General features: G+C 59.4%; 21 protein-coding genes and 1 riboswitch. Of the genes, 13 read left to right on the plus strand and 8 right to left on the minus strand.

Annotation, left to right across the window (positions count from 1 at the left end):
* Nucleotides 1–291 precede the first annotated feature (291 nt).
* Together IBX51_RS10200 and IBX51_RS10205 are read left to right on the plus strand one after the other, a co-directional pair.
* Entirely contained in the window at nt 292–1,866 is a 1,575-nt protein-coding gene (locus IBX51_RS10200; protein ID WP_291831110.1) for a PAS domain-containing methyl-accepting chemotaxis protein, read from the plus strand.
* A 170-nt stretch (nt 1,867–2,036) separates the two neighbouring features.
* Nucleotides 2,037–3,431 carry a sodium-dependent transporter gene (locus IBX51_RS10205; RefSeq protein WP_291831111.1) on the plus strand — a complete coding sequence of 465 codons (1,395 nt, stop codon included), beginning with the start codon at nt 2,037–2,039 and terminating at the stop codon, nt 3,429–3,431.
* 108 nt (nt 3,432–3,539) lie between these two features.
* Here the strand turns inward: IBX51_RS10205 and IBX51_RS10210 are convergent, their stop codons facing one another.
* From IBX51_RS10210 to IBX51_RS10225, 4 genes are all read right to left on the minus strand, one after another.
* On the minus strand, nt 3,540–4,139 hold the full coding sequence (locus tag IBX51_RS10210) for a hypothetical protein (protein WP_291831113.1): 600 nt from the start codon (nt 4,137–4,139) through the stop codon (nt 3,540–3,542).
* Nucleotides 4,140–4,269: 130 nt separating this feature from the next.
* Entirely contained in the window at nt 4,270–4,848 is a 579-nt protein-coding gene (locus IBX51_RS10215; protein ID WP_291831114.1) for a QsdR family transcriptional regulator, read from the minus strand.
* A gap of 63 nt (nt 4,849–4,911) precedes the next feature.
* Nucleotides 4,912–5,634 carry a 3'-5' exonuclease gene (locus tag IBX51_RS10220; protein WP_291831115.1) on the minus strand — a complete coding sequence of 241 codons (723 nt, stop codon included), beginning with the start codon at nt 5,632–5,634 and terminating at the stop codon, nt 4,912–4,914.
* Nucleotides 5,627–7,501, minus strand: a complete 1,875-nt coding sequence (locus IBX51_RS10225) for a putative nucleotidyltransferase substrate binding domain-containing protein (protein WP_291831116.1) — start codon at nt 7,499–7,501, stop codon at nt 5,627–5,629. Before IBX51_RS10225 ends, IBX51_RS10220 begins: the two co-directional genes overlap by 8 nt.
* 137 nt (nt 7,502–7,638) lie before the next feature.
* On the opposite strand from IBX51_RS10225, the gene cobU reads away from it, so the two are divergent.
* The gene (cobU, locus tag IBX51_RS10230; RefSeq protein ID WP_291831117.1) at nt 7,639–8,169 is read left to right on the plus strand and encodes a bifunctional adenosylcobinamide kinase/adenosylcobinamide-phosphate guanylyltransferase; all 531 of its coding nucleotides are present in this window, start codon (nt 7,639–7,641) and stop codon (nt 8,167–8,169) included.
* Here the strand turns inward: cobU and IBX51_RS10235 are convergent.
* Both IBX51_RS10235 and cobT read right to left on the minus strand, forming a co-directional pair.
* Entirely contained in the window at nt 8,153–8,752 is a 600-nt protein-coding gene (locus IBX51_RS10235; protein ID WP_291831118.1) for a histidine phosphatase family protein, read from the minus strand. The genes cobU and IBX51_RS10235 overlap by 17 nt on opposite strands.
* Before the next feature lie 4 nt (nt 8,753–8,756).
* On the minus strand, nt 8,757–9,815 hold the full coding sequence (cobT, locus tag IBX51_RS10240; protein ID WP_291831119.1) for a nicotinate-nucleotide--dimethylbenzimidazole phosphoribosyltransferase: 1,059 nt from the start codon (nt 9,813–9,815) through the stop codon (nt 8,757–8,759).
* Between the two features lie 114 nt (nt 9,816–9,929).
* On the opposite strand from cobT, the gene cbiB reads away from it, so the two are divergent.
* The 10 genes from cbiB to bluB all read left to right on the plus strand — a co-directional run bounded on the left by cbiB (nt 9,930) and on the right by bluB (nt 21,042).
* Nucleotides 9,930–10,889, plus strand: a complete 960-nt coding sequence (gene cbiB / locus IBX51_RS10245; RefSeq protein ID WP_291831120.1) for an adenosylcobinamide-phosphate synthase CbiB — start codon at nt 9,930–9,932, stop codon at nt 10,887–10,889.
* The gene (gene cobD, locus IBX51_RS10250) at nt 10,886–11,950 is read left to right on the plus strand and encodes a threonine-phosphate decarboxylase CobD (RefSeq protein ID WP_291831121.1); all 1,065 of its coding nucleotides are present in this window, start codon (nt 10,886–10,888) and stop codon (nt 11,948–11,950) included. Before cbiB ends, cobD begins: the two co-directional genes overlap by 4 nt.
* Nucleotides 11,951–11,989: 39 nt before the next feature.
* Nucleotides 11,990–12,183, plus strand: a riboswitch (cobalamin riboswitch).
* A gap of 150 nt (nt 12,184–12,333) precedes the next feature.
* Nucleotides 12,334–14,142, plus strand: coding sequence for a TonB-dependent receptor (locus IBX51_RS10255; protein ID WP_291831122.1), 1,809 nt, complete (start codon nt 12,334–12,336; stop codon nt 14,140–14,142).
* Between the two features lie 24 nt (nt 14,143–14,166).
* On the plus strand, nt 14,167–15,063 hold the full coding sequence (locus tag IBX51_RS10260) for a cobalamin-binding protein (protein WP_291831123.1): 897 nt from the start codon (nt 14,167–14,169) through the stop codon (nt 15,061–15,063).
* Nucleotides 15,064–15,132: 69 nt separating this feature from the next.
* Nucleotides 15,133–16,047, plus strand: a complete 915-nt coding sequence (locus IBX51_RS10265) for a FecCD family ABC transporter permease (RefSeq protein WP_367166348.1) — start codon at nt 15,133–15,135, stop codon at nt 16,045–16,047.
* A gap of 23 nt (nt 16,048–16,070) precedes the next feature.
* A complete protein-coding gene (locus IBX51_RS10270) occupies nt 16,071–16,841 on the plus strand; it encodes an ABC transporter ATP-binding protein (RefSeq protein ID WP_291831132.1) in 771 nt (256 codons plus the stop codon).
* 79 nt (nt 16,842–16,920) lie between these two features.
* The gene (locus IBX51_RS10275; RefSeq protein ID WP_291831125.1) at nt 16,921–18,228 is read left to right on the plus strand and encodes a cobyrinate a,c-diamide synthase; all 1,308 of its coding nucleotides are present in this window, start codon (nt 16,921–16,923) and stop codon (nt 18,226–18,228) included.
* Between the two features lie 34 nt (nt 18,229–18,262).
* Entirely contained in the window at nt 18,263–18,874 is a 612-nt protein-coding gene (gene cobO / locus IBX51_RS10280; protein ID WP_291831126.1) for a cob(I)yrinic acid a,c-diamide adenosyltransferase, read from the plus strand.
* Nucleotides 18,875–20,344 (plus strand): cobyric acid synthase, encoded by a 1,470-nt coding sequence (locus tag IBX51_RS10285; RefSeq protein WP_291831128.1) that lies wholly within the window; start codon nt 18,875–18,877, stop codon nt 20,342–20,344.
* Nucleotides 20,341–21,042 carry a 5,6-dimethylbenzimidazole synthase gene (bluB, locus tag IBX51_RS10290; protein WP_291831129.1) on the plus strand — a complete coding sequence of 234 codons (702 nt, stop codon included), beginning with the start codon at nt 20,341–20,343 and terminating at the stop codon, nt 21,040–21,042. The genes IBX51_RS10285 and bluB overlap by 4 nt, the downstream gene beginning before the upstream one ends.
* A 21-nt stretch (nt 21,043–21,063) precedes the next feature.
* On the opposite strand, the gene cobS is transcribed toward bluB, so the two are convergent.
* Nucleotides 21,064–21,825, minus strand: a complete 762-nt coding sequence (gene cobS / locus IBX51_RS10295) for an adenosylcobinamide-GDP ribazoletransferase (protein WP_291831130.1) — start codon at nt 21,823–21,825, stop codon at nt 21,064–21,066.
* A 75-nt stretch (nt 21,826–21,900) separates the two neighbouring features.
* Nucleotides 21,901–22,659 carry a hypothetical protein gene (locus IBX51_RS10300; RefSeq protein ID WP_291831131.1) on the minus strand — a complete coding sequence of 253 codons (759 nt, stop codon included), beginning with the start codon at nt 22,657–22,659 and terminating at the stop codon, nt 21,901–21,903.
* Between the last annotated feature and the right edge of the window lie 171 nt (nt 22,660–22,830).

A 22,830-nucleotide genomic window follows, 5' to 3' on the forward strand; every position in this document is an offset into this window, starting at 1 on the left:
TCAACTGGCTTATAGGGGTTTGCACCGCTTCGGGCGCTGGATAATGCGGGCAGAATAGGTAAAGTAGCAGTCCGGTTCTGTTCAGGTACGGCGCTCTGGTTCAATGCCCGGTTCCATCCCCGGGCGAGGGTACGTGCGTCTGCTCGGTAGTCTGCATTCTAAAGAGTTCGGGGCACCGGCCGTTACAGCAAAGAGACAAGGCGTAACGAATTAGGCATTTCCTTGATATTCATCCAGACTTACCTTGTCGCCGTGAAATAACTCTATCGGTTTAACGGACATCGAACCCCTATGCGCAAGAACTTACCCGTCACCCAGCGCGAAATCACCGTACCGGAAGGTATGCGCCTGATCAGTACCACCTCCCTCAAGGGTGTGATTACGTACTGCAACGACGATTTTGAAGCCATCAGCGGTTTCAGTCGGGCCGAGCTGATTGGCCAGGCCCATAACCTGATCCGCCATCCGGACATGCCGCCCGCAGTGTTTGCCGATATGTGGGAGTACCTCAAGGCGGGCAAGGCCTGGATGGGGGTGGTCAAGAACCGGGCCAAATCCGGGGATCATTACTGGGTCAGCGCCTATGCCACGCCCATCTGGGAGAATGGCCAGATGGTGGGTTACGAATCCGTGCGGGTAGCCGCCACCCGGGATCAGATAGCCCGGGCGGAGGGTCTTTATGCGCGTATCTCGGCCGGCAAAATGTTGTCATCGTTTACCAACCGGGCTGTATCCATGGCTCGCGCCGGCTGGCCCTTTATCTTGTCACTGATCATCACGTTCGGCGCGCTGCAGCTGGAGTCCGGTTTGCTGGCGGCATTGATTGTGGTGGTCGGGCACGCCCTGGCATTCAGCCTGGTGTCCGGGTCTATTTCCAGTCGTCTGAAGGCACTGCTGGCGCTGCGCAGCGATGCTTTTCAGGACCCCATCGTTGCCCGCACCTACAGCCACGAACGCGGTTTGATGTCACGACTGGCGCTGGTGTTGGTCAGCGAAGAGGCGCGAGTGCGTACCGCTCTGGCCCGGATTGATGATCAGGCGGAGCACCTGTACGAGCAGGCCCGAGCCTCCCACAATTACATTTCCGAAGGAGCGACCGCCATCGCCCGGCAGCGCTCAGAGACCGACCAGATTGCCTCGGCCATTAATGAAATGACCGCGTCGATTCAGGAGGTGGCCGAGGCTGTCACCCACAACGCCCGTGAGGCGGAACAGGCCAACAATCTTGCCCACGATGGCCGTGAGCGCAGTGGTGAGGCTCTGGTCGCCATTGAGCAGTTGGTCGATCGTGTTAACGGCATCGGTGAGTCGGTTGGCCGGCTGGGTGAGTCTACCCGCACCATTGGTGAGGCAGCAGATCTGATTTCCGACATTGCCGATCAAACCAATCTGCTGGCACTCAACGCCGCCATTGAGGCGGCCCGCGCCGGCGAGCAGGGCCGCGGTTTTGCGGTGGTGGCGGATGAAGTGCGCTCGCTGGCTCAGCGTACACGGCAGTCCACCGTTAAGATTCAGGATGTGATCAAGGATTTTCGTACCCAGGTGGAAGAGACCGTTCAGGCTGTAAAGGCCGGTGAGGAAATTGCTGGCGAAGGCTTGGCTCGGGTACAGGGTGCGGCGGACGCGCTGGGTACCATTGTCGGTTCAGTGGATTCCATCTCTGACAGCTTTATCACCATGTCGGCGGCGTTTGAGGAGCAGAGCCAGGTGTCTGATGAGATCAACCGGCAGATCGTCAACATTGCCGAGCTGGCCGATCAGAGCGATGAACAGGCCGATGCGGCCAAAACCAGCAGCGATACGCTCAGTGGCATGGCCCACGGCCTGAAAGACCTGATCTCACGGTTCGCCAGTAAATCTGGTTAGTTAGCCGCTGATGGACGTCTGCTTGAAGGATTTATCAACAACTGAACAACCTTTCAGCACTGGCATCAACACACCAGTGCTGGCAGAATCCTCGCCCAACTGCCCGAACAACTTGTTCGGTGCATTCTCAATTCGTCGTTTCCTCAGCCAAAAGCACAGGAAGAAAACACATGACACAGTCCAACTCCGCTTCAAGCGGCGGTAACGGGGCTCGCGGACTCTGGTCTTCCAAGTTTGCGTTTATCCTGGCAGCGACCGGTTCCGCTGTTGGCCTCGGTAATATCTGGAAGTTCCCCTACGTCACCGGTGAAAACGGCGGTGGTGCCTTCGTACTGGTCTACCTGCTCTGTATTTTCATCGTCGGTATACCGATCATGATGGCAGAGGTGTTTATTGGCCGTAATGGCCGCTATAACCCGATCACCAGTTTCAAGCTGGTGGCCGAGCGTAATCTGGCGTCTCCGGCCTGGCGGATATCTGCAATTATCGGGATGTTGGCTGCCTTCATCATCTTGTCGTTCTATTCGGTGATTGGTGGTTGGGCAGCCTCCTATATTGGCCATGCGGCCATGGGTGACTTCGCCGGCGGTACCGCAGACTCGGTCGGTGAGCTGTTTGGTGGCCTGCTGGCCAGCCCGACCAAGCTGCTGATCTGGCACACGATCTTTATGGGATTGGTGGTCTTTGTGGTGTCCCGCGGTCTGAAGGGTGGTCTGGAACGTGCGGTCACTATCCTGATGCCGGCGTTGCTGATTCTGCTGCTGGTGGTTGTCGGCTATGCCACCACGACCGGGCATTTCGGTCAGGCGGTCAGCTTTCTGTTTACCCCGGATTTCAGCGCCCTGAGCGTGAAGGGCGTGCTGGTCGCGCTTGGCCATGCATTCTTTACCCTGAGCCTGGGTATGGCGATCATGATGGCCTACGGCTCTTACCTGAGCCGTGATATCTCTATTGGCCGCACTGCTATCACGGTCGGCATTATGGATACCGTTGTTGCACTGTTGGCCGGCCTGGCGATCTTCCCGCTGGTGTTTGCCAATGGCTTGCAGGCCAGTGAGGGCCCCGGCCTGATCTTTGTGACTCTGCCCCTGGCATTCGGCAACATGCCGATGGGCGGCCTGTTCGGTACCTTGTTCTTTGTCCTGCTGTTGTTTGCGGCCTGGACCTCCGGTATTTCTTTGCTGGAGCCGGTGGTCGAGTGGGTTGAAGAAAAGACCGAACTTGCCCGTACCGGCAGTGCTGTGTTGGTCGGCGGTTTGTGCTGGGCGCTGGGCATTGCCTCGATCCTGTCGTTGAACGTGTGGGCCGGTTTTGCGCCCCTGGGCATGTTTGAGGCGTTTGAAGGCAAGACCATCTTTGACTTGCTGGATTACTTCACCGCCAACATCATGCTGCCGCTCTCCGGCTTGCTGACCGCTCTGTTCGTGGGCTGGTTTGTTGCCAAAGAATCGCTCAAGAGCGATCTGGCGATGCAGGAGGGCAGTTTTGCCCTGTGGTATAACCTGATCCGGTATGTAACGCCGGTCGCCGTGGCGATCGTGTTTGCTTACAGCCTGTTTGGCTGATACCCGGCCTGATTCAGGTACTAAAAAACCCGGCACTGGTGACCATTGCCGGGTTTTTTATGGATGGGTGTCAGATCAGTTTTTGCCTGTTGAATCTGCGTGCCCCATTTACCAGCCGCTGTCCTCGTCGTCAGACAAGGCCCGTAACTCGTTAACAAAAGGCCGGACGGCACGCTTGGCGTCGTCCGGTACGTCTTTGGCCGCGCTCATGGTGCTCATGGCCGTGCCCATCATGGCTCGCATCTGAGCTTTTTGATCTTCCGTCATGTGCGGGTTGTTGTCGATCTCTGCCAATGCTTGTTGCATTTCCTGCTGGGCTGCCGGCCCCTGTTCTTCCATCTCGATTGCAAACCAGGCCTGAAATACCTGATCACCGGTGCGTGCCCATTGCCCGACACTGGAGAAACCGTGGCGTTTGATGACTTTTTCAATGTCGTTGTACATCGGATGGTTTTGCATTTGCTCAAGACCGGAGGAAAAGATGGCCGAGAAATCGGAGGTGTCTGACTCGTCCTCAAACTCGTCCAGCTCGTCTTCGTATTCCAGCAGCACCGGCTCGGTTGCTTCAAGGCTGTCCAGGAAGGCCCGGACGGTGCTTTCCGTCAGGCCCTGAGCAACGGCTTTCGGTGCCACCAGCCAGCAGGCAAGCACCAGGGCTGTGAGCAGGAAGGTAACGGGAGAGAGAACTCGAGTGGGTTGTGCGAACATAACGCGCTCCTTTGCGTTTGGTGGTGCGGCCTCCTGAGTTTTGCCCATGTGACCGCGACTGGTTATTTTATTGTCGTTCGGACAGCTTAGTTCGGGAAAATGGGGTTTGCCAGAGAGGCAGGCGTTCTGTTCAGACTTTGCCGCCCAGCAGGATGCGCACCGCGGTGCAAGCGTCTTCCAGCTCATCGTCCCTGGGCTCGCGGCCACCAATGATGTCGCTGTACAGGCAGGATTCCGCAATACGAACCATAAAGTAGGACAGGCTCTGAACGTTCATGGGCGGACTGAGATGGCCTGCTCGCACTTCGTCTTTCAGTAAGCGGGTGTTCACTTCCACGGTGCGCGCGTGAAGCGTGGAGTGGGACGAGGTGAGCATTTTCAGGGCGTATTCCGGGTCCTGATGCAGAAACCGTCGCAGCGGAGCAAAGTGCAGGATAGTGGTATTGATGTGGCGGAACACACCGACCACGTAGTCGACGCCATGGCCGGGGGTGATGGCGCGGGCCTCTTTGTACAGAGGCTCGTACAGGGACCAGAGAATCTCACCAATCAGAAGGTCGCGATTGCCCACCCAGCGAAACAGGGTGGCACGGCCGATGCCGAGGTCATCGGCCAGGGCGGCCAGGCTGATCTTCTCGCCTTTCAACCACATTCGGCGAGCGCGCTTGAACGCGTCCAGCGGCGTGGTTTTGGTAGTGGATGCGGTCACTGCGGTCTCGATAAAAGATTTGTCGCCATTCTATCCGTTGCGGGCGGCTGGGGCTATGGGCTCTTATACCCAGAGGTCGCCTATCGGGGTGTCTGGACTGAAGTGGTGCAGTATCTGGGCCTGGAGCAGCTCCGCGGTGGCGATGGCGTCGATCAGGGCATTGTGACCCGCGTAGTGAGGCAGGCCGTAGCGGGTGCGGCTGTCGGGCAGGCGGATGGAGGTGGGTTGTTTGCCCATCAGTTTCTGCCAACGACTTGGGTTGCGGTCCGGGTGCAGGTGCGCCTCGATGGCCATGGTGTCGATGACCGGGAAGCGGAGCTCTTCTTTCAGTCGCCACTGCAAGGCAACGTTCAGGAACGGGCGTTCAATGTTGCGATAGTGCACCACCGGGATTCGACCGGAGAGGTGCTGAAACAGTGGGTCCAGAACCTCTTCAAGATCCGGGGCCTGGTCGATGTCTGTATGGGTAATGCCGTGGATGGTGATGGAGGTCTGGTGCAGCGGCAGTTTGGGGCGCACAACCTGATGCCAGGCGTTGCCCAGTTGAATGCCGGCCAGGGTGAAAGGCACCAGGCCAATACTGACGATGGAGTGTTGTTCGGCATCCAGACCGGTGGTTTCGAAGTCCAGGGCCAGTAGCTGAACCTCTCGTATTGGGGTGTCCGGGCTTGGGCAGCCGGCCCGGTAAAAGCCCCGGACGCGCGCGTCCACCGCTTGTTCAGCGTGGGCTCGGTAGTTTTCGGGCCAGCTCTGCGTGCTGTTGCGACGTTTGATGGTCCTAGACATTCCGGCCCCCTCCGGCGTTGTAGCGGAATCTCAGGAACTTCTGGGCATTGCTGACCACCTGAAAAGCATCTTTCAGATGACTGCGCTCGAACGGCGAGAGGTCTTCCGGGCGCACGTTGTTGTCCGGTTCGCGGCCTTCTTCGATGGCGAGGGCCTGGTGACGAATGCGGACGATGGAGATGAACTCCAGGGCGTCACGCAGGTTGCTGGCGTCGTCTTCCATCAGCAGCTTGGTTTTGGCAATGTCACGCAGCCGCTCGAAGGAGTTCTGGGAGCGGGCGCCGCAGGCCAAAGCGTGCACGCGGATCAGATCAGACAGGGGCGCGGTGCCTCGGCGTTTCAGGTTGAAGGTTTTTTGCTGCTTGCCGTCCTCTTCCAGTACAAAGGTACGGAAGAAGCCCAGTGGCGGCGTTCGATTCAGGGCGTTGCGAGCCAGCAGGGTCAGGAAGCGTTGACTGCTGGAGGCTTTGTCGGCGATCAGGGTCTTCAGTTGCTCGGCCAGCTCAGTCTGGCCATGGATGCCGTCCAGATCGAAAAAGATGTTGCTGTTAAGCAGGGTTTCTCCGTTCGGGCTGTCGATCCATTGGGTAAAGTATTGCTTCCATACCTTGAGCGGTTGCCGCCATTTCGGATTGGTGGCCATGATGTCGCCGGTGCAATAGGTGTACCCGCATTCAGCCAGTCCATCAGAGACAAACTTGGCCAGGGCCAGGAAGTACTCGTCGTGCTGTTCGGGAATGAAACTGTCGTCCAGGATCATGGCGTTGTCCTGATCGGTGACCACCAACTGTTCGTCCCGGGCCATGGAACCCAGCGCCATATAGCAATAGGGTACCGGCGGTGGTCCGAGATGTTCTTCGCCCAGCTCCAGCAGTTTTTGGCTAAAACTGCGGCCAATGCCCGCCATGGCGCTGCCGACCATGTGCGAGTTGGCGTCTTCGTTGACCATCCGCACGAAGCTGTCGCGGACATCCAGGCTGACTTTTTTCAGGCCTTTGACGTGCTTCTGCTGGTAGATGTTGCTGACCAGGAACAGGCTGCTTTGACTCTCGTATTTGACGATGTCTGACAGAGCCACCACGCCCCGCACTTCGTCGCCCTCGACCACAGGCAGGTGGTGAACATTATTGTGGAGCATGGTGAGCATGGCTTCAAAAATGAACGAGCGGGCACTGATGGTGATCAGGCCCTCGGTCATGATTTCGCAGATGGGCGTTTCAGAAGCCAGAGCGTGGGTCACGGCCCGGGTTCTCAGATCCCGATCGGTGATAATGCCGGTTAGTTTTGGGGTGTCTCCGCTCTCATCCATCAGCAGCAGGGACGATACGCCGCTTTCCGTCATGATCCGTGCCGCTTCCTGCAACCGTACCGTGGTGGGTGCGGAGACAGGCTCACGGGAGATCAGTCGGGTCACTTTTGCGGTCATCAGTTCGTTGGATTTTTCCCGGCGTGAGATTGCCGAGCGCAGACGGCTTCGGTCTTCGGTTTCGACAAAGTCTGCGAAGTTCTCATCCTGCTCCCAGAGGTACTGGAAAACCTCGTCGGGGATTTTGTAGATCAGGCTGTCCTCAATGGCCTTCACCGGAAAACGTACTTTTTTGTTCATCAAAAGACCAAACTGGCCGAAAATCTGGCCTTCGCCCACCCGGTTATAGAGCTCCCCTGAGCGTCGGTAGATCTCCACCGCACCACTGCGCACGTAATGCAACCAATGGTTGCTTTGTCCCAGTTCCAGAATCTGGGTGCCGGCGCGGCAGTAGACCACCTCAATTCCGGCCACGATCCGCTCGAGCAGTTCTTCCGGCATGTCATTGAATGGCGGGTATTGGGCGATGTGATTGCGGATGTCCAACAGCTCGGCCTGCATGGGCTCTCCAGGGTTGCTGAGTCTTTTTGTCTGGCTGACGAGGGTTAGTCGCTTGATTTACAGTCTGGGCAAACTATAGCAGCTGTCTGTCCCGTTGGTGTACCTTGGCTGCGGCATCCAAGCATGAGAGCGTTTTTATGGTCAATAAATTACTGGTTACAGGTGGTATTCGGTCTGGCAAAACCGCGCTGGCGGAACAGCGGGCCCGGGATGCCGGCACGGATGTGGTCTACGTGGCTACGGCCACCGCCGGCGATGATGAAATGGCCTTGCGGATCCGGCGCCACCAGCAGCAACGCCCGGCACACTGGCAGTTGGTGGAGGAGCCTGTTCACCTTGGCCGGGCGCTGTCAGACCTGTCTGCCAGACAAGAACCCTCGCCGCTGGCTCTGGTGGACTGCATGAGTCTCTGGCTGAGCAATCTCCTGTTCGCTGACAGTTCGCTGTTTGCACCTGAACGTGCGGCCTTCCTGACGGCCGTGGAAGCCTACCCGGGTTCCTTGGTGATCGTCACGAATGAGGTGGGGCTGGGCACCATAGGCATGGACCCCCTGACCCGTCGCTTTGCCGACGAGCTGGGATGGCTCAACCAGGCACTCGCGCAGCGCTGTGATGAGGTCGTGATGTCGGTAGCTGGTCTGCCCCTGACCCTCAAGGCTGGTGGCTGACCAGGCTGCGGAACGTGCCAAACTCGGACTGATCCACCTGGATCCGGCTACGGCAGGCATAGGGCACCGAAAAACCGGTAAAGGATTTCTCCAGGGGAATGCCCAGCACGTTGGCCAGTATCATTCGGATTACGCCTCCGTGACAGACCACCAGCACGCGCTGGCTCGCAAGTGTGTCCTGCCAGCGGTCAAACCCCCGGGTGACGCGTTGGTAAAATTCAGTGACCACTTCGCCACTCGGTGGGGTAAAGTTTATCGGGTCTTGCCAGAAGCGGTTGAGCTGGTCGCCGTAGCGTTCCTGAACCTGCTGTGAGGTTAGCCCCTCCCATTCACCGAACCCGATTTCCCTAAGGTCATGTTCTATGTGCAGGGGAATCCTGCGGCTTTCTGCGAGCTGTTCGGCAAACAGGCGGCATCGAGTCATAGGCGAGCTGACAATGACATCCCAGTGGTCGTGATCGTGCATGGCGGCTTCCATTTGCTGCCAACCGGTGGGGCTCAGCGGGTCATCTTTGGTACCCCGAAACATTTGCCCACCTGCGGGTTCGCCATGGCGTATAAGATCGATCACTGTGGTGGTCATGGTTTTACTCCCCGGATTTTCCGCTGACGCCGGCATCAGCAAAGCTGGCCATGTGGTTGTGCAGCGCACAGGCTGCCCGTAGCAAAGGCAGGGCGACGGCCGCACCACTACCCTCACCCAGGCGCATGCCCAGGTCCAGCAGAGGGGTCGCATCAAGTGCTTCAAGTACTGCGTCGTGGCCGGGTTCGGCAGACCGGTGCGCAAAGATCAGCCAATCACGCGCTCCCGGTTGCCGTTGAACCGCCACGAGAGCGGCCGCCGAGACGATAAAGCCATCCACCAATACCGGAATTCTGCGAGCTGCACAGCCCAGAATGGCACCGGCCAACGCAGCAATCTCAAACCCGCCAAGCGAAGCCAGCACAGACAATGCGTCTCGGTCGTTGCCATGTCGGGCCAATGCTTTTTCGACCACCCGGGCTTTGTGGGTAACCCCCTCGCGGTTCAGGCCGGTGCCCGGGCCGACGAGCCTCTCGGGTGGCAGACCAAGCAAGGCGCAGGCGAGTGCAGCGGCACTGGTGGTGTTGCCGATGCCCATATCGCCACCGATGAACAGCCGGCATCCCGCGTTGGCCGACCGCTCGGCTGCCTGGTCGCCACTGGTCAGTGCAGCGGCGACCTGGTCTGGGCTAAGAGCCGGTGTTTCGACCATATTGGCGGTACTGGGGGCAATCACCTGGTGAATGACGCCGTCAAGCTCTGGTACCTCGCCGACAGTGCCCAGATTGACCACCTCCAGACTGGCACCGAGTTGTTTTGCCATAACGCTGATGGCTGCGCCGCCGGCGGCAAAGTTGGCAATCATCTGGGCTGTGACTGCTTGAGGAAAAGCGGAAACACCCTCGGCGCATACCCCATGATCGCCAGCGAACACCACCATGCGGACAGGGTCGACGGTTGGCGCGTTGGAGCCAGTCAGGCCGGCCAGAGTGATGGCAAGCTGCTCCAGTTGCCCGAGAGAGCCGGGCGGTTTGGTCAGAACTTGCTGCCGCTCAGCGGCAATGGCAGCGTGTTTGCCTGAGGGGCCGGGAGGCGGTGTTAGCCAGCTTTGGGGCAGGGCCATGATGATCATTCCTTGTGGGCGAGAAAGCGAAGATGTTCTTACCGGGAGGCGAAGGTGTCAAGATCAGGTCCTGCTCGGTTAGACTTGCCAGCATTTGATTCAGGGAGCCTACATTTGGAAACGTTTCTGGTTGCGGTGTTGGTGTGTGTCGCGGCGGTTGTATTGGACTGGCTGCTCGGTGAACCGCGACGGTGGCACCCCCTGGTAGGTTTTGGCCGATGGGCCTCAGCAACGGAGGTTGGGCTCAATGGCCAGCCGCAGGCTGTTGCAAGGAGCCTGTGCCTGGGTGTGATGGCAACCGTGATAGCGATCACACCGGTGCTGGCACTGGCGATAGCACTGCAGTTCTGGCTCGGCGGCTGGCTATGGTTGGTGGCTCAAGTAGCAGGCGTATGGCTCGCCATGTCTTTAAGGGGGCTGGCAGAACATGGCCGAGCGGTGTCCACTGCGCTGAACGCAGGCGACGGAGTGCAAGCCAGGACAGCGGTGGGGTGGATTGTCAGCCGGGATGCCGCGGCGCTATCCGATGAGGGCGTGGCTGCGGCTGCCACGGAATCCATGCTGGAGAATGGTGCCGATGCGGTGTTCGCCAGTCTGTTCTGGTATCTGCTTGCCGGGCTGCCGGGCGTGGTGCTGCACCGACTGATCAATACCCTGGACGCCATGTGGGGCTACCGCAATCCGCGATTTCTTTACTTTGGCCGGTGTGCAGCCAGGCTCGATGACCTGATGAACTGGCTGCCTGCCCGGCTGACCGCTGTAACCTACGCTCTGTTGGGCAACACCCGCTTGGCACTCCGGTGTTGGCGTAGTCAGGCAAAAACCTGGGATAGCCCTAATGCCGGGCCAGTGATGTCGGCCGGGGCGGGCGCCCTTGGTGTTACCCTGGGTGGGCCTGCGCCCTATGCAAGCGGTATCAAACACAGGCCGATGTTAGGCAGTGGTCCCGGGGCTGCGGCAGCCACAATAGAGCGGTCTATTATCCTGGTGCAGCGTGGCGTGATGCTCTGGTTGTCTGTGCTGCTGGTCGTCGCGCTTGCCTGCAGCTGGTTGGTGTCCGGAGGTCCGGGATGACAGCCTTCGATCTTCCTGAATCCCCGGAGCACGGTGGGCGATTGCAGGCAGCAGCACGGCAATGGGGCATACCCCGTGAACAATGGCTTGATCTGTCTACCGGCATTAATCCTGTTCCCTGGCCGGTTCCGGCCATTCCGCCGGAGGTATGGCAGCGACTGCCAGAGCCGGACGATGGGCTGGAGGAGACGATCCGCGCCTGGGCTGGTGCGCCAGAGCAGGCCCGCTGCCTGCCTGTGGCCGGCTCCCAGGCGGCCATCATGGCCCTGCCTGCCGTGCGTGCAAGAATGCATGGTATTGGTCGAGTGGCGGTGCCCGTGCCGGGATATCGCGAACACGGTCACGCCTGGCGCCGCGCGGGTTTTGAGGTGGTCGCCATTCCTGCCGATAAACTCGAAACTGGTGACCTGGCCTGGCTGGATTGTGTTGATGTGGTGGTGTGGATACAACCGAACAATCCGACCGGGCAGTTGCTCGATCCGGCTCGTCTGCTGCTGTGGCATCAGCGATTGCAGGCGCGGGGTAGCTGGCTGGTGCTTGATCAGGCCTTTGTTGAGGGGGAACCCGGGTTCGGGTTGGAGCCATGGGCGGGCGCGCCGGGCCTGGTTCTCCTGCGGTCCCTGGGCAAGTTTTTCGGCCTGGCCGGAGTTCGCGCCGGAGCCGTGTTGGCGGGCCCTGAGCTGATTCGGAAACTGGCTTTCGAATTGGGGCCCTGGACCGTCAGCGGCCCGGCGCGTTACCTGATGGCCAAAGCTCTGGCTGACAGGGCATGGCAAGTGGAGACGCGTGGCCGGCTCCAGACGTCCCGGCTGCGGATGGACGGCCTGCTCAGGAAATCCGGCATGCCGGCAGCCACCGGCACGTTGCTGTTTCGTACGATCTATCACGAAAAGGCAGCACCAATAGCCCATGAGTTGGCCCGTCGTGCCATCCTGGTCCGGCGTTTTGACGAGCCGTCATTCCTGCGCTTCGGATTGCCGCCCGATGAGTCCGGGTGGCAACGCCTTGAACGTGCGTTGTCTGAATTAACATATCTCATTGACCACCCCCACCCCGGTTGATAGTCTTGCCCGCAATTTCAGGTGCTTTGAGCATTCCACCCTGACTGGCGAAAGTCGGGCAAATGCCGAGAGTGAAACGGGAAGCCGGTGAGAACCCGGCGCTGCCCCCGCAACGGTAATCAGGTGAAAGGCAATCCAATACGCCACTGTGCCTCTGGCATGGGAAGGTGATTGCCCCGGAGCAACAGCTCCACCTGGGAGTCCGGAGACCGGCCTGAAATGCGGAGCCCATCAGCTCCGGACACCAGACGTTGCGGAGGGCAGCGGCGGTGGGTGAACCCGGCTCACTGTGAATCAACGCCCTCCACCCCCGACCGATCTGCTTCCTCCGCTATAAACCATCATCGCCGTACGGGTGCGTGCGGTGAACTGTGAGTGAAGCTATGAATACTGCCAAAGTCTTTTCTGCCCTGATTTTTCTGCCGCTGACGTGGCCTGCTTTTGCCGCTGATGATCCCGGTGAGGAGCGCAGGCTCGAACCCATCGTGGTCACCGCCACACTGGGGCCGCTCACGGTGGGTGAAAGCCTGTCGTCGGTCACCGTGATTGACGAGCAATCCATCCGCGAGCAAAGCCCTGCCGAGTTCAGTCAGCTTCTGCGCGGGCAGCCAGGCATTAACGTCACGGGCAACGGTTCCTTCGGCAAGACCACCAGTGTCTTCACCCGTGGTACTGCCAATGAGTCCACTTTGCTGCTGGTAGACGGTGTGCGTCTTCGGTCCGCTACCTCCGGCGGCCCTTCGTGGCAGTATTTCCCGGTTGAATTGGTCGAGCGGGTGGAAATTGTTCGCGGCGCACGAAGCTCGCTCTACGGTGCCGATGCCGTGGGTGGTGTGGTGCAGGCCTTCACCCTGGACCCGAAAGAGACACCGGCAGGTTGGGTAGAAGCCGGGGCCGGTAATTTTAATACGCAGAAGGGCAGCGCCGGCGTGGCTGCCCAGGCTGGTAATACGCGGTTCGCCCTTAGCGGTGTGCACAAGGAAACCGACGGCACTGCGGTGATAACCAACGGCGACGACCGGGGGTTCCGGAATACCGCCGGTATCGGGCGAGTGGTGCATGAACTGCAATCTGGAGGTAAGGCCAGTCTTGTGGTGGTGCAAAGTGAAGGCAGCACTGAATACGAAGGCGGTGACATCGACTTCATGATCCGCACGATTGGCTTTGGGCTGGAAACACCGGTGAGTGACTATTGGCGCCAAGCACTTCAGTTCTCTGAATCCCGGGATGAGACAGACAATGTCACGCCTACGTTCAGCAGCACATTCAATACGCGCTCACGGGCCGCTCGCTGGGACAACACCTTTACCTGGAACGTGCACGAACTGGTGGTCGGTTCTGAACTGATGACCGATGAAGTGAGTGGCACCACCGATTACGCCGAGACCAGTCGAACCAACGCTGCGCTGTACAGTCAGTTACGCCTTAACTTCGGCCCCACCGATCTGCACATGAGCCTGCGGGGTGACGACAACGAAGCCTACGGTAAGAACGAGACTGGCAGCATTGCTCTGGGCCACGCTCTGGACCGGTCACATCGTGTCCGGGTCAGCTACGGTACGGCGTTCCGAGCCCCCACTTTCAATGACTTGTATTTCCCGGGAGCCAATCCTGATCTCAAGGCGGAAGAGTCCAGTACCGTGGAGTTGGGCGTGAGTGGCCATTATCAGAACTGGTTCTGGGATACCGCGGTGTTCCAGTTGGATGTGGATAACCTGATTGCCTGGAGTCCTACAGAAAGTGGTTTGTGGACCCCGATGAACGTGAATGAGGCCAGAATCCGTGGCGCGGAATTCAGTGCCGGCTTTGAACAGGCCGGCTGGCGTGCAGACGGCGCGCTGACGCTGCTGGACCCTGAAGATCGTGAAACCGGGAATCAGCTCCAGCGCCGGAGTGGCAAAACCCTGCGGCTGGATCTGAGCAAACGGGTTGGTACCTGGGACTTTGGCGGCACCGTGGTTGCTGAGGACTATCGTTATAACGATCGCGCCAATGATGACAGGCTGCCCGGTTTCGCGACGTTGGACCTGCGAGCAGGATGGCGTTTTGCACCCGACTGGTCGACCCGGTTGACGCTGGCTAACGTATTGGACAAGGAATACAGCACCGCCCGTTTTAATCGCCAGAATAATCTAAACTACATTTCGGCTGGCCGCACCGCCCTGCTGACCGTACGCTACGATATCCGATAACGGCTACAAAACCTTGCGGGGGAGATGCCAGTGCGAAAGCTGAAAGCAATGACCGCGATGCTTAGCTGGATGCTGTTGGCGTCTCCTGCCCTGGCATCGTCGGTCTGTGCTACGGACGATCTGGCTAAAGAGATTTGCCTTGAGCACCCGGCAAAACGCATTGCCGCACTTTCGCCAGGTGCTACGGAACTGGTCTGGGCCGCCGGAGCCGGTGATCAAGTGGTTGCGGTGGTGGCTTACAGTGATTATCCGCCCGCCGCCAGGGAGGTCGCTTCGGTGGGCAGCCATACCCGAATAGATATGGAGCGTTTGCTGGAGCTGCAGCCGGATCTTGTGGTCGGCTGGGTAACCGGGAACCCGACCGAGCAGCTGGCCACACTCAAGAATATGGACGTCCCGGTGTTCTCCATTGAACCCCGGAGTTTTGAAGCTGTCTCCCACACCATTGAGCGCATCTCCACACTGGCGGGTACTGAAGCAGAAGGGTTTGCAGAGGCAGAGCGATTCCGCCGGGGCATTGCCGATTTGCAGGAGGTGTACGCCAGGGCGGATCCGGTGCCGGTGTTTTACCAGGTCTGGGATGAGCCCCTGATGACGGTCAACAGCCAGCACCTGATCGGTGAAATGATTGAACTTTGCGGCGGTGATAACGTGTTTGGTCAGCTGGCCCGGTTGGTGCCACGAATCAGCGCGGAAGCAGTGATTGCAGCAAATCCCGAGGCCATTCTGGCGGGTGGAATGGGCGAGGAGAACCGCCATTGGCTGACGCGCTGGCAGGCATTCCCCGGCATCACTGCGACCGAGCGCAACAACCTGTTTTTTATCCCACCATCGCTTGTGCAGCGACCGACTCCGAGAATGCTTGAGGGAACGCAATTGTTTTGCGAAAAACTGGAGGTGGCCCGTGGCCGACGGCCGTAGTGGAGTAGCTGTGTGATACGCCCGATCGCCCTGCCCGTTGCCGTTCTGTCAGTGGCAAGCCTGCTTGCCATGGTGATGTCGGTGGGTATCGGCAGCGTCGCGATTGCGCCTGCTGATGTGCTATCGGTATTTCTGGGCGAGGGCTCCAACCTCCACCGCACTCTGATACTCGATCTCCGGTTACCGAGAACGCTGGCGGCTTTTGCGACAGGTGGCCTGCTGGCGGTGGCCGGCGCGCTGATGCAGGTGCTGCTGCGCAATCCGCTTGCAGATCCCTATGTCCTTGGCTTGTCCGGTGGTGCCGCCGTTGGCGCGTTGCTGGCCATGTTGGCGGGGCTCGGCGGTGCTGTTATTTCCGGTTCAGCCTTTGCCGGCGCCATGCTGGCCACGGTCATGGTGTTCGGACTGGCCCACGGCACCGGAAGCTGGACACCCTCCAGACTGCTGCTCACGGGTGTGGTTGTTGCTGCGGGCTGGGGTGCGGTCATCACCCTGATATTGGCCATCAGCCCGGCCCGGGAGTTGCCCGGCATGCTGTACTGGCTGATGGGTGATGTTTCCTACGCCAGAGCGCCATGGCACGGGTTGGGATTGCTGGTTGTGGTTTGTGCGCTTGTGGTCCCGCTGGGTCGAAGCCTGAACGTATTGGCCCGCGGCCCCATGCAGGCGGCGGCCTTGGGTATTTCAGTGCGGCCGCTGGAATGGCTGATCTATGTACTGGCCAGCTTGCTCACTGCCACGGCGGTGACCATGGCCGGCAGCATTGGCTTTGTCGGCCTGGTGGTTCCGCACATGCTTCGGTTGGTGCTCGGTAACGATCAGCGTCTGATTTTGCCGGCCTGTGCGTTGGCTGGCGGCACGCTGCTGGTGCTGGCGGACACCTTGGCAAGAGTCGTGATTGCACCGGAGCAACTGCCGGTGGGTGTGATCACCGCGCTGTTGGGCGTGCCGACCTTCCTGTACCTGTTATACCGGAGTCGCTGATGGCCCGTAACCAGCGCCCCTCCATGCAAACCCTGAGTGCCCGGGACTTGATCATTGATATTCCTGGCCGGGCCGACGGTTACCCTTTGGATCTAACGATTAAATCAGGGCAGGTGTGGGGCGTACTCGGGCCCAACGGTGCCGGCAAGACCACTCTGTTGCACACGCTCGCTGGCCTTCGTTCGCCCCGTGCCGGTGCTTTGTACCTGGACGATGTCACTACAAAGGCGTTAAAGCGGCGAGCCCTCTCCCAACAGCTGGGGCTGGTGTTTCAGGACCGACAGGATGGCTTTCCGGCAACGGTACTGGAAACCGCGCTGATCGGCCGTCATCCGTGGCTGGCACCCTGGCAGATGGAAGGGGCGGATGATCTGGCCATGGCAGAAAGATCACTGGAAGCGCTGGATGTCTTGCACCTGAAGGACCGCCTGGTCAGCACCTTGTCTGGCGGCGAGCGCCAACGTGTGGCTATTGCCACCCTGATGACCCAGTCACCCCACACCTGGTTGCTGGATGAACCAACGAATCACCTGGACCTGCACCACCAGGTGGCCGTGATGAAACTGCTCACCGACCGGGCGGCAGCGGGTAACGCCATTTTCATGTGCCTGCATGACCTGAACCTGGCTGCCCGCTGGTGTGATCATATTCTGCTGATGTACCCCAATGGTGAGGCCTGCTGGGGCTCGGCAGAAAGGATGCTGGTGCCGAACGCTCTGGAACGTTTGTATAACCAGGAGCTGGCAACGGTGGAAGTAGATGGAGCGCCTTTCTTTGTGCCCAGAAGAAGCTAGCTCAGACGTATAACGAGAGCAGCGGTCCGCTGCCCGTTTGCACCAGATTCAGACAACAGGGAACAGGGAACAGCAACGAATGTCAGACAACAAAGTCCCAGCCGCCATGATTACCGCCCCGGGCTCCGGCCAGGGCAAGTCCATGGTCACAGCCGCCCTGGCGCGTCTGCACCGGAACGCCGGCCGGAACGTTCGGGTGTTCAAACACGGCCCGGATTACCTTGACCCTATGGTGCTGGAGGTGGCCTCCGGTAACCCGGTATACCAGCTGCACCCGTGGATGACCGGCGAAGACGAGTGCCGGTGGCGGCTGGCGGAAGCCGCTCAGAGCGCCGACCTGATTCTGGTGGAGGGGTCTATGGGCTTGTTTGATGGCAGCCCCAGTAGCGGCGATCTGGCCAAACTGGTGGGCATTCCGGCTTTGCCCGTCATTGACGCCAAAGGCATGGCCCAGACCTTTGGTGCAGTGGCCCTTGGCCTGGCGAGCTTTGATCGGGAGCTGCCGGTTCACCAAGTGATTGCCAACAAGATTGGCAGTCCGTATCACGGCGAACTGCTCCGGGATAGCCTGCCTGAGAACATCAGTCTGTTGGGCGCGATACCCCGTAACGATGCCATGGACATTCCGGATCGGCACCTCGGGCTGGTCCAGGCCGCGGAAATGGACGATCTCAGTGATCGGCTGGATAAAGCGGCCGAAGTCTTGGTATCGGCGGGTCTGGACGCTCTGCCCAAGCCCGTATCGTTTCATTTTCAAGCACCACCGAGGCCAGAACCGCTGCTGACCGGGCACCGGATCGCCGTTGCCAGAGATGCGGCCTTCAGTTTTATCTACCGGGCCAACCTGGATTTGCTCACCGCCATGGGCGCTGAGTTGGTGTATTTTTCGCCCCTGAACGATTCGGAAGTACCGATGGCCGACGCACTCTGGCTGCCGGGCGGCTATCCGGAACTGCATGCACAGAAGTTGGCGAAAAACCAAGCCATGCTGACATCGATTCGCGCGTTCCATCAGGCCGGCAGGCCCATCCTGGCGGAGTGCGGGGGGTTGATGGTGTGTACAGAAGAGCTGGTTGATAAAGAAGGCAATGGGCATAATCTGCTTGGCCTGCTGCCTGGCCGTGCCATCATGGCGAATCGCTTGACGGCGTTGGGTTTACAGAGTCTCGAAACCAACCGCGGTAACTTGCGGGGCCACACCTATCACCATTCCAGCCTTGAAACCCCGTGGCAACCCGCTGTAAGAGCAAAGAAGCAGGCCGGCTCTGAGGGCGAGGCGGTGTACCGTGATCAGCATCTGGTCGCGAGCTATTTCCACGGTTATTTCCCGTCCGCCCCTGAGCTGGTCGCCGCGATATTTAGCGGCGAGGAAGTCCGGTTTTCCTGATTAATCCATAGGCCCGAACCCAAGGAGAGTCAACATGCGTGAACGCGCCAAAGACCCCGAACGCCATGCCAAGCGCATGGCCGCCAAACAGAAGATCATGCAGGAACGCATCGCTCGCGCCCAGAAAGAACAGGGTGTGTTGCTGGTGCTGACCGGCCCCGGTAAAGGCAAGAGCAGCTCCGGCTTTGGCATGGTAGCCCGGGCCCTGGGTCACGGTATGAAAGTGGGCATTGTTCAGTTTATCAAGGGAGCCTTCAGCACCGGCGAGGAAGCGTTCTTCCGGGGCCTGCCGAACGTGACCTACCATGTGATGGGGCAGGGCTACACCTGGGATACCCAGAACCGGGAGCAGGACGTGAAGAGCGCAACCGAAGCCTGGGATATCGCTGCTGGCATGCTGAACGATGACAGTTACGACCTGATCCTGCTGGACGAGCTCAATATCGCCCTGAAATACGACTACATTGATCTGGACCGAGTGCTGGATGACCTGCAGTCCCGTCCGGACATGCAGCATGTCGTGGTGACCGGGCGGGGGGCCCCCGAGGAATTGGTCGATCTGGCGGACACGGTTACCGAGATGGGCGTAGTGAAACATGCCTTCAAGGATCAGGGCATCAAGGCCCAGAAGGGCGTGGAATTGTAAATGCCCACTCTGATGGTGCAGGGCACCACTTCGGATGCCGGCAAGACCACGGTGGTGGCGGCGTTGTGCCGCTGGCTGGCCCGCCAGGGGGTGTCGGTGGCACCGTTCAAGCCCCAGAACATGGCCCTGAACAGTGCGGTCACTGTGGATGGTGGCGAAATTGGCCGCTCCACGGCGTTGCAGGCGCTGGCCTGTGGTCTGGAACCCCACAGTGACATGAACCCGGTGTTGCTGAAGCCCCAGAGCGATTGCGGGGCACAGGTCATCCTGCGGGGGAAGGTTTACGGCAATATGGATGCCCTGGATTATCATGCCTACAAGGCCGAGGCTATGGCTTCCGTGCTGACCAGCTGGCAGGCCCTGGGCGAGCGCTATGATGTGATCATCGCAGAGGGCGCCGGCAGCCCGGCGGAAATTAACCTGCGGGCCAACGATATTGCCAATATGGGCTTCGCTGAGGCCGCTGACTGCCCGGTGCTGTTAGTAGGTGATATCGATAAAGGCGGCGTGTTTGCCCAGTTGGTGGGCACCCTGGCGTTGATTTCAGACAGTGAACAAGCCAGAACGGCCGGATTTATCATCAATCGGTTCCGGGGTGACATTGCGCTGTTGGAGCCCGGGCTGGACTGGCTGGCTGAACATACCGGCAAGCCGGTGTTCGGGGTTTTGCCCTATCTGCACGGGTTGGTGATCGATTCCGAAGACAGCGTCAGTGCGGCTGGCGCCAGTGAGCCCGGTGCCTTGAAAGTGGTGGTGCCGGTACTACCCCGGATCAGCAACCACAATGATTTTGATCCGTTGCGACTGCACTCGGGTGTGGACCTTGTTTTCGTGGGCCCGGATGAACCCATCCCGCCGGCGGATCTGATTATTCTGCCCGGCAGCAAGAGTACCCGGCACGACCTGCACTGGCTGACGCAACAGGGCTGGCCCGAGGCCATACGGAAACATCTGCGCTATGGCGGTAAGCTGTTGGGTATTTGTGGTGGCTTTCAGATGTTGGGACTTCGGGTGGAAGACCCGGACGGGCTGGAAGGCGAAGTTGGCAAGACCGAGGGCCTGGCCCTGTTCGAGATGGTCACCCGTATGGTGCACGGTAAGCAGCTCAGACAAGTGACCGGTAGGCTATCCCCCGAGGTTACTGAAAGTGGTGTTATGGCGACAATGACCGGCTATGAAATGCACAACGGAGTCACCGAGGGCCCAGCGCTGGCCAGGCCTTTTGCGGAGCTTGAAGGTCGACCGGATGGTGCGGTCAGCGCCGACGGTCAGGTGGCGGGCACCTATGTGCACGGTCTCTTTGATGAGCCTGCCGCCTGCGATGCCATTCTTTGCTGGGCTGGTCTCAATACACAGAGTGCGCGGTCAGTGGATTATCAGAGTCACCGTCTGCAGCAGCTCGACCGCCTGGCAGATCAGGTGGAGCAGTGCCTGGACACGGACCGGTTAAGGAGCCTGTTGCAGTTATGAGCAACCAGAACGACCCATTCACGGATGCCCAACGTGAGGGGCTTTATCGGGCCATCTTCGAGCGTCGGGATGTGCGCTCGCAGTTTTTGCCGGATGCCATTCCGGATGAGGTGCTGGCCCGTATTCTGAGGGCAGCCCACCATGCGCCGTCAGTGGGCTTCATGCAGCCCTGGGATTTCATCGTTATCGACAGCCTGGCGGTGCGTGAGCAGGTGCTGGCCAGCTTCAACGAGGAAAACGCAAAGGCCTCGGAAAATTATACCGGCGAGCGACAGCAATCCTACCGAACCCTGAAACTCCAGGGCATTCTGGAGAGCCCCATTAATCTTTGCATTACCTGTGACCGTTCCCGCGGTGGTCCCCATGTGCTCGGCCGTAACTCCATCATGGACATGGACCTGTTCAGTACCTGTCTGGCGGTACAAAACCTATGGCTGGCGGCGCGGGCAGAGGGTATTGGTGTGGGCTGGGTCAGTATTCTGGATCAGGAAATACTGTCGGGCATCCTGCGGCTGCCAGATCATGTATACCCTCTTGCTTATCTGTGCCTGGGTTATGTCAGCGAGTTTCTGGAACAGCCGGAACTGCAGGCCAAGGGTTGGCGTTCACGGCTTCCGCTGGAAGAGCTGGTGCATGGCAATGGCTGGGGCCAGCCTCTTGAGCATCCGAACCTGGCAAGCCACCTAGGTGGCAAATGAAGGGTTTGTGCCCGCCTGCGACTACAGAAACAGCAATAGCAACAGTTCACTGAAGACGACGGCCGCGCCCAGGGTGTCGCCTGTGTAGCCGCCAAGCTGGCTGCGCAGATAGCCTCCCCAGAGCAGGGCAGTCAGAAGTACCGCAGTGACGGTCGCGGGAATCAGCAACGGCTGCCAGAGTGATAACCCGGCTGCAAGCAATAACACAAAGCCGGCAGCTACCAGCAACCGGCTGCGGGAGAAGCCGTCCGCCACCGGTTTGGATTTGCTTTTGTCAGGATCGGTGACATAAGGCAGACAAGCCATCAACACCAGCGGTGTCAGCCGGGAAACCGCAGGTGACACCAGCAATGCGAGCCAGATCAATTCGGCATCGGCCAGCAGGGCCACTTTCAGCAGCAAGGCCATCACCAGTGCCACCGTGCCATAGGTGCCAATGCGACTGTCCTTCATGATCGCCAGCCGCTTCTCTACCGTATACCCGCCGCCAAATGCATCGACGCTGTCCGCCAGACCATCTTCGTGAAAGGCGCCGGTGATGAATAGATGCAGGATGGTGACCAGAATGATCGTGACCAGCGGGCTGGCTATCAGTAATAGTGCGAAGTAAGCGGCACAGTACAGGCCCCCGAGCAGCAGGCCAACCAGTGGAAAATACACGCTACACTGGTTCATCAAGCGCTGGGAGTAATCAATCCGCGCGAGCATGGGGATGCGTGTAAGAAAACCGATAGCCAGCCAGAAGGCTTGCCATTCATACGCAATTCGTGAGCGAGGGAGCAAGGGCGCCTCCTTGAGGATTCAAAAACGCCCATTGTACGTGAGAGCAACAAATTTTGCGGTGTTCTCAAAGTTGCGTCATTCCAGCCAGTCCCCGGGCCTTTCTGTGGTAAAGCGTGTCACCTCGTCCGGTGGTTCACAGTTGTCTGTCATGTCATTGTCGCTCAGTAGCACATAGGTGTCCCTGTGAGCAGCACCGAGCGGTCGGGCTCCTTGCATCTTGAAGCACTCAAGTTCCCGACCCTCTGCCACAATCAGATAGCTGTCCGGCGTCTCCTGCATCCAGAGCCAGGCGTTGCGGTTTTCCTGTTCTTCGTTGCTGAAGTAGCTGAAATGAGTAAAGTCTCGCCGTGAGAACAGGATGAATTGCTCCCGGAAGTTGATCATGCCGATTTGACCCCCGGGCGGAACGATCTGTTCTGTCGCCTCGAAAATGGCTCGGGGGGTGCGCAAGGGTTCGAGAATGCGATAACCCCAAGTGGTAAACAACAGCCAACTGACCATCAAGGCGATAAACCATCGCCCAAGGGGTTTGGAACGCCAGAAGACGACCATGCTCGCGAGCCACACCAGGCCCAGAGTGAATACCAGGGTGCCGGCCTCATGCAGCCGCGCTGGGTCCCGGGTGTAGTTCGCGATTTTGTTCGTCAGGCTGGGGTGGTTATTCCAGGCCATTAGGCCAAGGGTGATCAGGGCCGCGCCAAGCAACAGCTGCAGACCCGTCATCATCGGGCCAAACCAGCGGGCTGGTATTTGATCATTAAGGGTGGGGGCCAGGCTCAGGGCCAGGGCTGGTAAAGCCGGCAGCACATACACCCCGCGTTTGCCCGGACTCAAGCTGAAAAATGCGACCACCAACACCGCCCACGTCAGCAGTACGAAGACTTCCGGTCGGCGCCGAAGCGAGTCACGGACTGGCTGCAGCAGCGCCAGCTAAGGGCGTCCTGAAACCGCGAAGTGTCTCGGAGTTTAAGGGCCAGAATCGGAATCAAAAGCAGGGCGGGCAAA

The sequence above is a fragment of the Marinobacter sp. genome, from assembly GCF_014859525.1.
In the GTDB taxonomy this organism is placed as follows: domain Bacteria; phylum Pseudomonadota; class Gammaproteobacteria; order Pseudomonadales; family Oleiphilaceae; genus Marinobacter.